Annotated in this window: 14 protein-coding genes; 9 read left to right on the forward strand and 5 right to left on the reverse strand. The window is 67.9% G+C overall.

Going from position 1 to position 15563, the window contains the following annotated elements:
• Positions 1-2: 2 nt before the first annotated feature.
• From PGN27_RS04850 to PGN27_RS04870, 5 genes are all read left to right on the forward strand, one after another.
• Positions 3-914: a TIGR01777 family oxidoreductase gene (locus PGN27_RS04850; RefSeq protein ID WP_335325067.1), complete on the forward strand. Its 912-nt coding sequence runs from the start codon at positions 3-5 to the stop codon at positions 912-914.
• A 47-nt stretch (positions 915-961) separates the two neighbouring features.
• A complete protein-coding gene (lipB, locus tag PGN27_RS04855) occupies positions 962-1633 on the forward strand; it encodes a lipoyl(octanoyl) transferase LipB (protein ID WP_335325068.1) in 672 nt (223 codons plus the stop codon).
• A complete protein-coding gene (gene lipA / locus PGN27_RS04860; RefSeq protein ID WP_335325069.1) occupies positions 1630-2568 on the forward strand; it encodes a lipoyl synthase in 939 nt (312 codons plus the stop codon). The genes lipB and lipA overlap by 4 nt, the downstream gene beginning before the upstream one ends.
• A 9-nt stretch (positions 2569-2577) precedes the next feature.
• Entirely contained in the window at positions 2578-3330 is a 753-nt protein-coding gene (locus tag PGN27_RS04865) for a DUF4191 domain-containing protein (RefSeq protein WP_335325070.1), read from the forward strand.
• A gap of 92 nt (positions 3331-3422) precedes the next feature.
• Positions 3423-5246: an amidohydrolase gene (locus PGN27_RS04870; RefSeq protein WP_335325071.1), complete on the forward strand. Its 1824-nt coding sequence runs from the start codon at positions 3423-3425 to the stop codon at positions 5244-5246.
• Between the two features lie 75 nt (positions 5247-5321).
• On the opposite strand, the gene PGN27_RS04875 is transcribed toward PGN27_RS04870, so the two are convergent.
• Positions 5322-5804: an RDD family protein gene (locus PGN27_RS04875; protein WP_335325072.1), complete on the reverse strand. Its 483-nt coding sequence runs from the start codon at positions 5802-5804 to the stop codon at positions 5322-5324.
• A gap of 126 nt (positions 5805-5930) precedes the next feature.
• Between PGN27_RS04875 and glnA the strand changes: the two genes are divergently transcribed.
• The 4 genes from glnA (at position 5931) to PGN27_RS04895 (ending at position 9083) form a co-directional block, all read left to right on the forward strand.
• Positions 5931-7367, forward strand: a complete 1437-nt coding sequence (gene glnA, locus PGN27_RS04880; protein ID WP_030136459.1) for a type I glutamate--ammonia ligase — start codon at positions 5931-5933, stop codon at positions 7365-7367.
• Between the two features lie 123 nt (positions 7368-7490).
• Positions 7491-8189 (forward strand): HEAT repeat domain-containing protein, encoded by a 699-nt coding sequence (locus tag PGN27_RS04885; protein ID WP_335325073.1) that lies wholly within the window; start codon positions 7491-7493, stop codon positions 8187-8189.
• 11 nt (positions 8190-8200) lie between these two features.
• Entirely contained in the window at positions 8201-8626 is a 426-nt protein-coding gene (locus PGN27_RS04890; protein ID WP_335325074.1) for a DoxX family protein, read from the forward strand.
• A 34-nt stretch (positions 8627-8660) separates the two neighbouring features.
• The gene (locus tag PGN27_RS04895; protein ID WP_335325075.1) at positions 8661-9083 is read left to right on the forward strand and encodes a DoxX family protein; all 423 of its coding nucleotides are present in this window, start codon (positions 8661-8663) and stop codon (positions 9081-9083) included.
• On the opposite strand, the gene PGN27_RS04900 is transcribed toward PGN27_RS04895, so the two are convergent.
• The 4 genes from PGN27_RS04900 to PGN27_RS04915 form a co-directional block, all read right to left on the reverse strand.
• On the reverse strand, positions 9080-9706 hold the full coding sequence (locus PGN27_RS04900) for a PaaI family thioesterase (protein WP_335325076.1): 627 nt from the start codon (positions 9704-9706) through the stop codon (positions 9080-9082). The two genes, PGN27_RS04895 and PGN27_RS04900, sit on opposite strands and share 4 nt — an antisense overlap.
• Position 9707: 1 nt before the next feature.
• Positions 9708-12668: a bifunctional [glutamine synthetase] adenylyltransferase/[glutamine synthetase]-adenylyl-L-tyrosine phosphorylase gene (locus PGN27_RS04905; protein ID WP_335325077.1), complete on the reverse strand. Its 2961-nt coding sequence runs from the start codon at positions 12666-12668 to the stop codon at positions 9708-9710.
• 9 nt (positions 12669-12677) lie between these two features.
• Positions 12678-14015 (reverse strand): glutamine synthetase family protein, encoded by a 1338-nt coding sequence (locus PGN27_RS04910; RefSeq protein ID WP_036462379.1) that lies wholly within the window; start codon positions 14013-14015, stop codon positions 12678-12680.
• 71 nt (positions 14016-14086) lie between these two features.
• On the reverse strand, positions 14087-15553 hold the full coding sequence (locus PGN27_RS04915) for an alpha/beta hydrolase (protein WP_418888553.1): 1467 nt from the start codon (positions 15551-15553) through the stop codon (positions 14087-14089).
• Positions 15554-15563: the final 10 nt, after the last annotated feature.

The following is a 15563-nucleotide window of genomic DNA, read 5'->3' on the forward strand; positions in this document are numbered from 1 at the left end:
CGATGGCCGGGCAGGTCATCGCTGTCGCGGGGTCGTCGGGGCTGATCGGTTCAGCCCTGACGACCGCGTTGCGCACCTCCGATCAACGGGTGCTGCGCCTGGTGCGCACGTCGCCGTCGGGTCCCGACGAGGTGTTCTGGAATCCGGCCTCCGGCCAGCTCGACATCGATGCCTTGGTCGGCGTCGATGCGGTCGTCAACCTGTGCGGTGTCGGTGTCGGCGACAAACGTTGGTCGGGCTCGTTCAAGCAGAGCCTGCGGGACAGCCGGATCGGCCCGACCGAGGTGCTCGCCGAGGCGGTGGCCGACGCGGGTATCCCGGTGCTGGTCAACGCGAGTGCGGTCGGCTACTACGGGGACACCCGGGGCCGGGTGGTCGACGAGACCGCGCCGTGCGGCGCGGGATTCCTGGCCCAGCTCTGCGCCGACTGGGAGGCCTCGACCGCTGCCGCCGAGGAGGCCGGCGCCAGGGTCGTGCTGCTGCGCACGGGTCTGGTGCTCTCCCCGTCCGGCGGCATGCTCAACCGGTTGCGGCCCATCTTCGGTCTCGGCCTCGGCGCCCGGCTGGGCAATGGGCGGCAGTATTTCCCCTGGATCAGTCTGGAGGACGAAATCCGCGCGATCCGGTTCGCACTGACCGATGAACAACTGGCCGGCCCGGTCAACCTCACCGGCCCGGCACCGGTGACCAACGGCGAGTTCACCGCCGCGCTCGGCCGCGCCCTCAACCGTCCCACCCCGATGATCGTCCCCGGCTTCGCGTTGCGCGCGGCCCTCGGCGAGTTCGCCGACGAGGGTCTGCTGGCCGGCCAGCGGGCCATCCCGGCGGCGCTGGAGCGGGCCGGTTTCGTCTTCCACCACAACACCGTCGGTGCGGCGCTGAGCTATGTGACCGCCGGTGTCCCACCGGCGTAGGTATCTGGCCGGTGTCCCACCGGCGTAGGTCGGCGTAGCGTCTAAGCGTGACCTCCATCCGCTCCTCCGCCGAACCGCTACAGGTCCGCGTGCTGGGCAGCCTGGACTACGTGCAGGCCTGGCAGCTGCAACGGGAGATCGCCGACACGCGGGTGGCCGGCGGACCGGACACCCTGCTGCTACTCGAGCATCCGCCGGTCTACACGGCGGGCAAGCGCACCGAGGTCCACGAGCGGCCGGTGGACGGCACCCCCGTCGTCGACACCGACCGCGGCGGCAAGATCACCTGGCACGGACCCGGCCAGCTCGTCGGGTATCCGATCATCGGGCTTACCGAACCACTGGACGTCGTGAATTTCGTTCGGCGCCTTGAGGAGGCGCTCATCACGGTGTGCGCTGACCTCGGTCTGCAGACGACGCGGGTCGACGGCCGGTCGGGGGTCTGGGTGCCCGCCGGGCCTGCGGGTCCCGCACGCAAGGTCGGCGCCATCGGCATCCGGGTGGCCCGCGGGGTCACCCTGCACGGGTTCGCGCTCAACTGCGACTGCGACCTCGGGGCGTTCGGCGGGATCATCCCGTGCGGTATCGCCGATGCCGGGGTCACCTCACTGACCGCCGAACTCGGCAGGCACGTGCGAGTGAAAGATGTCACCGACGTGGTGGCAGAGGCCGTCTCGGGCACTTTGGACGGACATATCCGCGTAGCATTGTCGTCGTGAGTGTCGTACCCGAAGGCCGTAAGCTGTTGCGCCTCGAGGTGCGCAATGCCGAGACCCCCATCGAGCGCAAACCGCCGTGGATCAAGACCAAACTGCGCACCGGCCCGGAGTACACCGAACTCAAGAGCCTGGTGCGCCGCGAGGGCCTGCACACCGTGTGCGAAGAGGCCGGCTGCCCCAACATCTACGAGTGCTGGGAGGACCGCGAGGCCACCTTCCTCATCGGTGGTGAACAGTGCACCCGTCGCTGCGATTTCTGCCAGATCGACACCGGCAAGCCCGACGAGCTCGACCGGGACGAACCGCGCCGGGTCGCCGAAAGCGTCCAAGCCATGGGCCTGCGCTATTCGACGGTCACCGGGGTGGCCCGTGACGATCTGCCCGACGGCGGTGCCTGGCTCTATGCCGAGACCGTCCGCCAGATCCACCAGCTCAACCCGAACACCGGTGTCGAGCTGCTCGCCCCGGATTTCAACGCCATACCCGAACAGCTCGCCGAGGTCTTCGAGTCCCGCCCTGAGGTGTTCGCCCACAATGTCGAGACCGTGCCGCGCATCTTCAAGCGCATCCGTCCCGCGTTCCGGTACCAGCGCAGCCTCGATGTCATCACCGCCGCCCGCGATTTCGGGCTGGTGACCAAGAGCAACCTCATCCTCGGAATGGGCGAAACCCCCGAGGAGGTACGCACCGCGCTGGTCGATCTGCACGAAGCGGGCTGCGACATCGTCACCATCACCCAGTACCTGCGCCCCTCGCCGCGTCATCATCCGGTCGAGCGCTGGGTGCGGCCCGAGGAATTCGTCGAGCATTCCGACTACGCCAAGAGCATCGGATTCACCGGTGTGCTGGCCGGACCGCTGGTCCGCTCGTCCTACCGGGCGGGCAAGTTGTACGCCGAGGCTGCGCGGGTCAGAGCAGCCGCCGGCGCATCGTAAACTTGTCGAATGGCGAAATCGCGTAATCCCGCCCAGACCAAGGCTGCCAAGGCCGAGGCGAAGGCCGCCCGCAAGGCTGCGTCCAAGCAGCGCCGCAGTCAGCTGTGGCAGGCCTTCCAGATCCAGCGCAAAGAGGACACCCGGCTGCTGCCGTACATGATCGGCGCGTTCGTGCTGATCGTGGGCGTCTCCATCGCGCTCGGCGTGCTGGCCGGCGGTTTCACCATGTACATGATGATCCCGCTGGGCATCATCCTCGGTGCGTTGGTCGCCTTCATCATCTTCGGTCGCCGCGCCCAGAAGTCGGTGTACCGCAAGGCAGAGGGGCAGACCGGTGCGGCGGCCTGGGCACTGGACAATCTGCGCGGCCGCTGGCGCGTCACCCCCGGGGTCGCGGCCACCGGGCATTTCGACGCCGTGCACCGTGTGATCGGCCGCCCGGGTGTCATCCTGGTCGGCGAGGGTTCGCCCAGCCGCGTGAAACCCCTTCTGGCGCAGGAGAAGAAGAAGACCGCACGGTTGGTCGGCGACGTCCCGATCTACGACATCGTGGTGGGCAACGGCGAGGGCGAGGTGCCGTTGGCCAAGCTGGAGCGCCACCTGGGCAAGCTGCCCGCCAACATCACGACCAAGCAGATGGACTCGCTGGAGTCGAAGCTGGTGGCGCTGGGCTCCAAGATCGGCCCGGCCGCCATGCCCAAGGGCCCGTTGCCCAACCAGGCCAAGATGCGCGGCGTCGGACGCACCGTCCGCCGCAAGTAAGGGCGTATGCGGCGCGGCCGCAATTTTCGGCGAGTCGCCGTCACCGGACCACCCCGGTTGCTTAGATACACCCATGACAGCCGGGCGGGTGCATGTGCACCGCATGTGAATGGGCTCCGCACTTCTCCGCACTGACCGCCAACCGGCGCACCGTGCTGCGCGCGGCGACCATCGTCGCGGCGACCGCCGCCGTGGGCACGCTCGCCGCATGCGCCCCCGATTCCACGCCGGCGCCGACCACGGGCGCGGACCCGAGCCCCGGTTCGGGTGCCTCGGCGACCACCGTCTTCCGCAACGGGCGGGTGTACACCGTCGCCGGCCCCGCGCCATGGGCCCAGGCGGTCGCGGTCACCGGGAACACCATCACCTACGTCGGCGATGACGCCGGCGCCATGGCGCTGGCCGGGCCGGATACCCGGGTGATCGATCTGGGCGGCAAGCTGCTGATGCCCGGTTTCGTCGAGGGGCACACCCACCCGTTCCTGGGTGCGTTCCTGACCTCCGGTGTCGACCTGCAGGTGCCGACGCTGACCGAGGCCCTCGATGCCATCGCCACCTACGCCAAGGCCAATCCGACCGGCCCGGTGCGCGGATTCGGTTGGCGCGTCGACATGTTCGGCCCGCAGGGACCCACCCGCGCCGATCTCGACCGGGTGCTGCCCGACCGTCCCGGCTTCTTCTTCGCCATCGACGGGCACAGCCTGTGGGCCAACAGCAAGGCCCTGGAGTTGGCCGGCGTCAGCCGCGACACCCCGGACCCGATCCCCGGCTTCAGCTATTACGCGCGCGACGAGAACGGCGAGCCCACCGGGTACGTCCTCGAGGTCAACGCGGTGCTCGGCCTCGTCGACGCCGTCGAGCCGATCTCCCCGGACACCATGGCCACGCTGGTGCGTGGCTGGCTGCCCAAGGCCTCGGCGGCCGGTATCACATCGGTCTTCGATGCCGGCGTGCCGCCCATCGGCGACGATCAGGCGGCGATCCTGCGGATCTACACCGATATCGAGCAGCGCAACGAATTGCCGTTTCGCGTGGTGGCCTCGTACTCGGTGCGGGGTGCCCCGATCGAAGGCACCGTCGAGAAGTTCACCGCGGTGCGTGACGCGGTCTCCAGCGAGCTGGTGACGGTCGGCGTGGTGAAGATCGTCGGCGACGGCACCCAGGGCGGGTACACCGCCTGGCTCATCGAGCCCTACGCCGACAAACCCGATTCCACCGGCGCCTCCCCCTTCACCGAAGAACAGTGGCACCGACTGGTCGGCGATGTCGACGCGGCCGGCTACGACGTGCACATCCACGCCTGTGGTGAGCGCACGGCGCGGGTGGGCCTGGACGCCGTCGAGCGCGCCGCCGCGGCCAATCCGCCGCGGGACCGGCGGCACACCATCGCGCACCTGGTCTACGTCGAGGACTCCGACGCACCACGTTTCGCACAGTTGGGCGTCACGGCCCAGTTCTCGGCGAACTGGATGTCGGCCGACCCGGACACCATCGAGAACATGGGCGCTCGCTACGGTGCACCGCGCAAGGACCTGCTCTACCGGCCGCAGGCCGTGCTCGGTTCAGGCGGGCGTATCTCGCTCGGCACCGACTGGCCTGCGGCGGGCTATTTCTCCACCTACAAGCCGCTGGATTCCATCCAGATCGGCGTCACCCGTCAGCTCATCGGCAATCCGGACGCCGCGGTGCTTGCCCCGGCCGACCAGAAGCTGACCGTCGAGCAGGCCGTACACGCCAACACCCTCGGTGCGGCGTATCAGATCCGGCTGGCGGACAAGGTGGGCTCGGTGGAGGTCGGCAAGCTGGCCGATCTGATCGTGCTGGACCGCAACATCTTCGATATCGACCCGCACGATATCCATACCGCCACGGTGACGATGACGATGATGAACGGACAGGTCCGGCACGAAAGTTAGTCGCTGACTCTGCGGTGAGGGTGCACGCCACTCGAACTTTCGCGCCCTGTGCGCAGAGTCAACCGAAGTCGGGGCCTAGCGCCGGACAACGGCGGTCTTGGTGGCCAGATCGTGCAGGCTGCGCTGGTCGGAGTCGGTGAACAGAGCCGGGATCACCAGCGCGGCCAACAAGCCGCGCACCGCCGCCCGGCCCAGACCGACGTGCTGACGGTTGTCCACCGACACCACCATCAGCCCAAGTGCGAGCTGGCCGGGGGTGAAGCCGAACAGTCGCACCGATACCGCGCCGAGAACGAACCACACCACCAGGACCACCGTGGACATCGCGGTCAACGAGACCAGTCCGAAGGACATGCCCAGCGCGGTGAGGCCGTAGGCGATCAGCCAGTCGATCAGCAGTGCGGCCGCACGCCTGCCGAAGCCGGCGATCGAGCCCGATCCATGCTGCGGTAATCCCAGCCGGTGCCCGGGGTAGTCCCCACGGTCCTGTCCGGGGGCGCCTGCGGCCGAATCGAAGGGCTCCGGTCCGGACAACCAGGATGAGATCTCACGGGCCATGCCCCAAGCATAGGTTCCCGGCCCCGAGGGGCCATTGCGTAACGTCTACGCAACATACGGTTGATGACCGTGCAACATGGTGTCCATAGCGTCAACGCGCGGGTCACCAGAAAAGGAGAATTCGTAGTGGCAGAAAAGACCTCCGATGACATCTTCAAGCTGATCAAGGACGAGAACGTCGAGTACGTCGACATTCGGTTCTGCGATCTGCCCGGTGTCGTCCAGCACTTCTCTATCCCGGCCTCGGCGTTCGACGAGAGCGTCTTCGAGGACGGACTGGCCTTCGACGGCTCTTCGGTGCGCGGCTTCCAGTCGATCCACGAGTCGGACATGATGCTGCTGCCCGACCCCAACACCGCGCGCATCGACCCGTTCCGGGCGGCCAAGACGCTGAACCTGAACTTCTTCGTGCACGATCCCTTCACCCGTGAGGCCTACTCGCGCGACCCGCGCAACGTCGCCCGCAAGGCGGAGAACTACCTCGTCAGCACCGGTATCGCCGATACCTGTTACTTCGGTGCCGAGGCCGAGTTCTACATCTTCGACTCGGTGAGCTTCGACTCGAAGATGAACGGCACCTTCTACGAGGTGGACTCCGAGTCCGGCTGGTGGAACAGCGGCGAGCCCTACGAGGCCGACGGCTCCCCCAACCGCGGCTACAAGGTGCGCCCCAAGGGCGGCTACTTCCCCGTCGCGCCGTACGACCACTACGTGGATCTGCGCGATGAGATGGCCACCAACCTGACCAACGCCGGCTTCGTGCTCGAGCGCGGTCACCACGAGGTGGGCACCGCAGGCCAGGCCGAGATCAACTACAAGTTCGACACCCTGCTGGCCGCCGCCGACGATGTGCTGCTGTTCAAGTACATCATCAAGAACACCGCATGGCAGAACGGCAAGACCGTCACCTTCATGCCCAAGCCCCTCTTCGGTGACAACGGTTCGGGCATGCACGCCCACCAGTCGCTGTGGAAGGACGGCAAGCCGTTGTTCCACGACGAGTCCGGGTACGCCGGCCTGTCGGACATCGCGCGCCACTACATCGGCGGCATCCTGCACCACGCCCCGTCGCTGCTGGCCTTCACCAACCCGACGGTGAACTCCTACAAGCGTCTGGTGCCGGGTTACGAGGCCCCGATCAACCTGGTCTACAGCCAGCGCAACCGCTCGGCATGCGTGCGCATCCCGATCACCGGCAACAACCCCAAGGCCAAGCGTCTTGAGTTCCGTTGCCCGGACAGCTCGGGTAACCCGTACCTGGCGTTCGCGGCCATGCTGATGGCCGGTATCGACGGCATCAAGAAGAAGATCGAGCCGCTGGCCCCGGTCGACAAGGATCTCTACGAGCTGCCCCCGGACGAGGCCGCCAACATCCCGCAGGCCCCGACCTCGCTGGCCGCGGTGATCGACAAGCTCGAAGAGGATCACGAATACCTCACCGAGGGCGGCGTGTTCACCGAGGATCTGATCGAGACCTGGATCTCCTACAAGCGGGAGAACGAGATCATGCCGATCCAGATCCGTCCTCACCCGTACGAGTTCAGCCTGTACTACGACGTCTAAAACCGGCGACGTCTAAAACCGGCGACGTCTAAACAGACAGTCAACAGAAGTGCCCCAGGTCCAGCCGACCTGGGGCACTTCTGCTTTCGCGCGCGGCCTTCGGTCCGCCCTAAGCTCTGTGCCATGACACCGCGGACGCAGTGGACCGCCGAACTCCGTTCCCTCCCGCGAGCCCGGTGGCCGCGCTACCTCGACGAGCATTCCGGGCTGCCCGGCCCCCGGGCCAACACCGAGCTGGCGCTGGCCTTCGGCGCACTGGCCGATCCGGACGATATCGACCGGCTGGTCGACAGCACCGACGAGTACCGCGCCATGTGCGCGGCCGTCGCGCTGGGCGCCCGCGCCACAGACACCGCGTCGCAGGCGCGGGCCCACTCATCGGCCCGCGATCCACGCTGGCGAGTCCGCGAGGGGGTGGTCCTCGGCCTGCAGTTGTTGGCGGACAGCGATATCGGCACCATGCAGAAGCTGGTCACGCGGTGGGCCCGCGACCCGGACCCGCTGGTGGTGCGCGCGGCGGTGGCCGCCATCTGCGAGCCAAGGCTGCTGGGCACCCCAGCCGTTGCGGCGTGTGCCATCGATACATGCACCGCCGCAACGGCTGTGCTCACCGGGTGGCCTTCCGATGCGCGCCGGGACCCCGCGCTGCGCACACTGCGCCAGACCCTGGGTTATTGCTGGAGCGTCGCGGTGGCCGCGGCACCGGACTCGGGTCTGCCGGTCTTCTCGTCGCTGGATGACAGCGATCCGGACGTCGCCTGGGTGATCGAGCAGAACATGAAGAAGCGGCGACTCATGCGGATCCTCACCGCCGGTGGGTAGGGTCAGACGACATGATCAATCTGTCCGATCGCCTCAACGCGGCGGCCCCGGCGGTACTCAGTCTGGTCCGGGTCGTCGTCGGGTTCCTGTTCACCCTGTTCGGCACCTCGAAGATCTTCGGCTGGCCCATCGCGATGGAGATGCCAATCGGGTCATGGCCGGTCTGGTACGCCGGTCTCATCGAGCTGGTCGCCGGGGTACTCATCATGGTCGGCCTGTTCACCCGCGTCGCGGCGTTCATCGCGTCGGGATCGATGGCGGTGGCCTACTTCTGGCAACACCAGCCGCTGGGGTTGTGGCCGATCGTGAGCCCCGAGTACGGCGGTAACGGCGGCCTGGACGCCATCCTGTTCTGTTTCGTGTTCCTGCTGTTGGTGTTCACCGGGGGCGGCGCGTATTCCCTGGATCGCGTGAGAAGTCGCACGCCGGCGGACTAGATCCTAAACGGACTGCGGTCCTATTATCAGATCCATGTCATCTACAGGTCTGGACTCCAAGCTCGCCCCGTTCACCCCGCTCGCACTGTCGGCCTTCCGTATCGTGTTCGGACTGCTGTTCACCGTGCACGGCACCCAGAAGCTCTTCGGCTTCCCCACCGCCATGGAAAGCGGCACCGTGCCCGTCGGCACCTGGCCCTACTGGTACGCCGGTGTGATCGAGCTCGTCCTCGGCCTGCTGATCCTGACCGGCTTGTTCACCCGGATCGCCGCGTTCATCGCCTCCGGCGAGATGGCCTACGCCTACTTCACCGCACACCAGCCGACGGCACTGTGGCCGATCGACAACGGCGGCGAGGCTGCCGTGCTCTACTGCTTCGGGTTCCTGCTGCTGGTCTTCATCGGCGGCGGCTCCATCGCGCTGGACAGCGTCCTGCGGAAAACGCGCTCGGCTTAGATCGCAGGGCGCGCCCACGCCGGCATGACGAAGATGCCCTCGGCTTCCACCGTGGGCCCTTCGGCATCCAGGATGTGGCCGCGGGCAAAGGCTTTCGCGCCGTCGATGCGGTCCACCCACGCCTCGGCCCGCAGCGCGCCCAACGGTGTCCCGCGTCGGTACCGCAGGGTCAGGGTCCCGGTGAACCGCGGCTTCACCAGACCTTCGCTGGCCACCTCGCCCAGGATGTGGTCGAGAACCAGCGCACAGATCCCGCCGTGCACCCGTCCCGGCGGGCCCTCGTACGGCGTCCCGAGGCGGAACTCCGACCAGCACCGGCCGTCTTCGCCGTGCTCGATGTGCAGCGGCGGTGCGATGGCATTACGCAGACCGATGGCCGGATCGGCCCAGGTGACGGGACGCCCGGTTTCGGCATGCCGCATGGTCCGCGGCGCATCGTGTTCTCGGCCCTCCAGCGCCTCGGCGGCCGCCTCGATGGCCGACTGCGCCGCGCGCACCGTCTCTGCGTCGGCGCCGGTGCGGATGCCGGCGTCGACGAGCCTGCGGATCGCCGCCGTGAGCGGACCGTAGAGATCGCGCTGACGGTCATGCTCATCGCCGCTGATCTCCGGGAAGGGCTGCATCTCAGACTCCGAACACGTTGCGTACCACGTTTTTCGCCCGTCGGGTGACGCGCAGATAGTTGTCGAGAAACTCCCCGCCGTCACCGCCAGGCCATCCCGCCGCCGCGGCGACCGCGTTCAGTTGCCGACCCGGGCCCGGCAGTTGATCGGTCGCCTTGCCGCGCACCAGCACCAGGGCGTTGCGCGCCCGGGTCGCCGTCAGCCACGCCTCCCGCAGTTGTGCGACATCGCCTTCGGCGAGCAACTCCGCGGCGCCGATCGCATCCAGGGTCGCCAAGGTCGAGGTGTTGTGCAGCGCCGGTATCTCATGGGCGTAGCGCAACTGCAGCAGCTGGACGGTCCATTCGATATCGGCCAATCCACCGCGGCCCAACTTGGTGTGGGTGTTGGGATCGGCACCGCGCGGCAACCGCTCGGCATCCACGCGCGCCTTGACCCGACGGATCTCCTGAACCGCCTCGGCCGACACCCCGCCCGCCGGATAACGGGTCTTGTCGACGAGATGCAGGAACCGCTCCCCCAACTCCAGATCACCGGCCACCCGATGCGCCCGCAACAAGGCCTGGATCTCCCACGGCTGCGCCCACTGGGAGTAGTACGCCTCGTAAGAGGCCAACGTGCGCACCAGCGGACCGTTGCGGCCCTCCGGCCGCAGACCGGTGTCGACCTCCAATGGCGGGTCGGCACTGGGGGTTCCGAGCAGGGCGCGCACCTGTTCGGCGATCGTCACCGACCACTTGACCGCGACCGACTCCTCGGCGCCGTTGTCGGGCTCGCAGACGAACATGACATCGGCATCGGAGCCGTACCCCAGTTCGCCGCCACCGAGCCGACCCATCCCGATCACCGCGATGCGTGCCGGCGCTCCCCCCGCGGGGGTCTTGTCCCGGATCACCACGTCCAGCGCGGCCTGCAGCACCGCCACCCAGATCGAGGTCAGCGCCCGGCACACATCGGTGACCTCGAGCATGCCCAACAGGTCGGCCGAGGCGATGCGGGCCAGCTCGCGGCGGCGCAGGGTGCGCGCCGCGGCGATCGCGCGGGCCGGATCCTGATGCCTCGCGGCCGAGGCGACCAACGCCCGACCGACGGTATCCGGGTCGGCATCAAGGAGTTTCGGACCCGACGGTCCGTCGGCGTAGAGCTGGATCACCTCCGGAGCGCGCATCAACAGATCGGGGACGTAGGCCGAGGTGCCCAGCACCCGCATCAGACGTTTGGCGACCGCCCCCTCGTCACGCAGCGTGGACAGATACCAGCGCAGATCACCGAGTTCCTCGCTGATGCGCCGGTAGGCCAACAGCCCGGCGTCGGGATCGGGGGTGTCGGACAACCAGTCCAACAGCGTGGGCAACAACACCTGCTGCACCCGCCCACGGCGGCCGCCCTCACCGGTCAGCGCCGCGAGGTGGGTCAACGCACTGCTCGGACCCTCGTAACCCAGTGCGGCCAGCTGTCGTTCGGCCGACTCGGTGGACATCACCTCATGGATGCCCGGCTTACCGACCGACTCCAGCAGCGGCTGATAGAACAGCTTGGCGTGCAACCGCGATACCCGGTGGCTCTGCCGTTTGAGTTCGTTGCGCAGCACGCCGAGGGCGTCGTGCTGGCCGTCGGGCCGGACATGCGCCGCGCGCGCCAGCCAGCGCAGCGCCTCCTCGTCATCGGGTTCGGGCAACATGTGCGTGCGCTTGAGCCGCTGCAACTGCAGCCGATGTTCGAGCAATCGTAGGAACTCGTAGGACGCAGTCAGATTGGCGGCATCATCGCGGCCGACGTAACCACCGCTGCCCAGCGCGGCCAGCGCATCGACGGTCGACGCGACATGCAACGTGTCGTCGGTGCGACCGTGTACCAATTGCAGCAGCTGCACCGCGAACTCGACATCGCGCAGGCCACCGGTGCCCAGCTTGAGCTCCCGGTCACGCACCCCGGCCGGCACCAGCTCGACCACACGGCGACGCATGGCCTGCACGTCGGGGACGAAATCCTCACGCTCGCAGGCGGTCCAGACCATCGGCATCAGCGCCTCGATATAGCGCGCGCCCAGTTCGGGATCCCCGGCGGCCGGGCGGGCCTTGAGCAGCGCCTGGAACTCCCAGGTCTTGGCCCATCGTTCGTAGTAGGCGATATGGGATTCCAGCGTCCGCACCAGCTGGCCCTGCTTGCCCTCCGGGCGCAGCGCCGCGTCGACCTCGAAGAAGGTATCCCCGGCGAACCGCATCATCTCCCCGGCGACCCGAGTGCTGATCGCATCGGCGTTCTCCGCAACGAAGATGACATCCACGTCGCTGACGTAGTTCAGTTCGCGCGCACCGCATTTGCCCATCGCGATGACCGAGATGACCGGCGCCTTCCCCGGATCGTCGCAGACCGTCTTGACCGCGATCACCAGGGCCGCCGCCAGCGCGGCATCGGCGAGGTCGGAAAGGTGTTCGCCGACCGTGCTGAACTGCAGCACGGGCTCGTTCTCGACGGTCGGCGCCAGGTCCAGACCAGCCAGCACCAGCAGCCGGTCCCGGTAGAGCGTCTGCAGCGGCAGACTGGCCAATCGGGTGTCGGTGACCTCGTGCGCGGCGGCGACGAACTGCTCGGCCAACGCATCCCGGTCCGGCAGCCGCACCGCGCCGGCCAACAGCCGCCAGGACTGCGGCCGCGCGACGAGGTGATCACCGAGGGCCAGCGAACCGCCGAGGACCGCGAACAGTCTCCCGCGCAGTGACTTGTCTTTCAGCAGCGCGGCGTTCAGCTCGTCCCAGTCGTCGCCGAGGGCGTCGGCCAGGCGCACCATCGCGCGCAGCGCGGCATCGGCGTCGGGCGCACGCGAGAGCGACCACAGCAGCTCGACATGGTCGTCGGTGTTCCAGCCGAGCCGATCCAGGTCCGCCTTGGCGGTCAGCTCGACCAGGCCCAGTCGCCCGACACCGGGCAGCTTGGGACGCTGAGTGACGGGTTTGGACACCCACCCAAGCTACAGCGACAGGTAGTTCTTCAACTCGAACGGGGTGACGGTGCTGCGGTAGTTCTCCCACTCCGTGCGCTTGTTGCGCAAGAAGTAGTCGAACACGTGCTCTCCCAGAGCTTCCGCCACCAGCTCGGAGCTCTCCATCTCGGCCAATGCCACGCCGAGGCTGCCCGGCAGTTCCTTGTAGCCCATGGCGCGGCGTTCCTCGGGCGTCAGGCTCCACACGTTGTCCTCGGCCTGCGGGCCCAGCACGTAGTTCTTCTCGACTCCGCGCAGGCCGGCCGCCAGCAATACCGCATACGTCAGGTACGGGTTGCAGGCCGAGTCCGGGCTGCGCACCTCGATGCGCCGCGAGGAGGCCTTGCGCGGGGTGTACATCGGCACCCGCACCAGCGCCGAGCGGTTGGCCGCGCCCCACGACGCCGCGGTCGGGGCCTCGCCGCCGTGCACCAGCCGCTTGTAGGAGTTCACCCATTGGTTGGTGACGGCACTGATCTCGCTGGCGTGCTCCAGGATTCCCGCGATGAACGACTTCGCGACATCGGAGAGCTGCAGCGGATCGTCGGGGCTGTGGAAGGCGTTGGTCTCACCCTCGAACAGGCTCATATGGGTGTGCATCGCCGAACCGGGATGCTCGGAGAACGGCTTGGGCATGAAGGAGGCCCGCACGCCATCGCTGAGAGCCACCTCTTTGACCAGGTAGCGGAAGGTCATCACGTTGTCGGCCATGGACAGGGCGTCGGCGTAGCGCAGGTCGATCTCCTGCTGGCCGGGCGCACCCTCGTGGTGGCTGAACTCCACCGAGATGCCCATCTGCTCCAGCGCATCGATGGCGTGGCGACGGAAGTTGGGCGCCGAATCGTGCACGGCCTGGTCGAAGTAGCCGCCGTTGTCGGCCGGTACCGGCGGGTCTTCGTCATTGCCGGGCTTGAGCAGGAAGAACTCGATCTCCGGATGCACGTAGCAGGAGAAACCGAGATCGCTGGCCTTGGCGAGCTGGCGGCGCAGCACATGCCGCGAGTCCGCCCACGACGGGGAGCCGTCGGGCATGGTGATATCGCAGAACATCCGCGCCGAGTGGTGCCTGCCCGCGCTGTCAGACCACGGCAACACCTGGAAGGTGGACGGATCGGGGCGGGCGACCATATCGGCCTCCGACACCCGGGCGAAACCCTCGATCGAGGAGCCGTCGAAGCCGATGCCCTCCTCGAAGGCACCCTCGAGCTCGGCGGGCGCGATCGCCACCGACTTGAGGTAGCCGAGCACGTCGGTGAACCACAACCGGACGAAACGGATATCGCGTTCCTCCAGCGTGCGCAGCACGAATTCCTTCTGGCGGTCCATAGGCGAAGCCTAGGTACCGGCTGTTAAATCTGTGTTACGCGGCCGAGTCCGGCGGCGACGAATCGTCGGACTCAGCACCGCAACCCGGCCGGCGGCTGGGTCAGATCGGTCAGGAATGCCAGCACCGACGTGTCGACGCAGGCGTCACCGTTGAACACCACCGTGTGCTGGCTGCCCTCGAAGGTCACCAGCGGCGCCTGCAACTGCTGGGCCAAGTTCACCCCGGCCTGGTACGGGGTCGCCGGATCACGCGTGGTGGACACGACGATCACCTTGCCCGGCCCCGGCGAGACGGCCGGGTGTGGCTCGCGGGTGGACGACACCGGCCACAGCGCGCAGATATCGCGCGGTGCGTAACCGGTGAAGCTGCCGTACTCCAGGAAGGGAGCCGCCGCCCGGGTGCGCCGGTCGGCGTCCACCCACACCGCCGGATCCGGTGAGAAGCGGGCATCGGCACAGCGGATCGCGGTGAAGGCATCCTGCTGGCTGCTGTAGCGGCCACCCGCATCACGACCCAGGTAGTTGTCGGCGAGCATCAGCAGGTCGCCGGCATCGGTGCCGTGGGCCAGCCCGAGCAGACCACTGGTCAGATAGGGCCAGTACCGCTTCGAGTACAGCGCGTTGGCGGTACCGGTGATGGCGTCGGAGTAGCTCAGCCCGCGCGGGTCGGACGTGGCGCCCGGCCGCTGGACCAGCGGGTCGATCAGCTCGTGGTAGCGGCTGACGAAGGCGGCGGGGTCGGTGCCCAGTGGGCAGGCCGGCGAGCGGGCGCAGTCGGCGGCGTACTCGTCGAAAACACCCTGGAATCCCGCGAGTTGCGCGATGTTCCGCTCGATCGGACCGACCGCCGGATCCAGCGCACCGTCGAGCACCATGGCGCGCACCCGATCCGGATAGCGCTCGGCGTAGGCGGTACCCAGTGCGGTGCCATAGGAGAAGCCGAGATAGCTGAGCTGCTCCTCACCGAGGGCTGCGCGGACAATGTCCATGTCGTCGGCGGCGGTGTCGGTGCCCAGGCCCGCCAGGAACGACGCACCCAGTTGGTCGAGGCAACGTTGCCCGAACCAGCGGTAGACCTCTTCGATATGGGCGATCCCGGTAGGGCTGTAGTCGACCATCGGCTCGCGCCGGTAGGCGTCCATCTCGGCGTCGGTGCGGCAGCGCAGCTGCGGTGTCGAGTAACCGATCCCACGCGGATCGAAGCCGACGAGATCGAATCGGCGACCGATCTCGGTGTCCGCCAGGGCCGTTCCCATATCGGCGACGGTGTCCACCGCCGAGGCACCGGGACCGCCCGGATTGACCATCAGGATCCCGATCCGGTCCCCCGATGCGGGCACCCTGATGACCGCCAGCTCCGCCCCGTCGACCGCGACGGTGCCGCATTGGGCGGTCGCGATGACCGGCCGGTCACCCAGCAGCTGTGCGCAACCGCCCCAGGCGACGGCGGCCTGCGCGGGCACGACGAGCGCGCCGGCCAGCACCAGTGGGGCCAGCAGCATCGCGAAAAGCCTGCCCGCCAGCCACATGCCGGCCATGCTCGCACGG

It is taken from the genome of Mycolicibacterium neoaurum, from assembly GCF_036946495.1.
Classification (GTDB): Bacteria; Actinomycetota; Actinomycetes; order Mycobacteriales; family Mycobacteriaceae; genus Mycobacterium; species Mycobacterium neoaurum_B.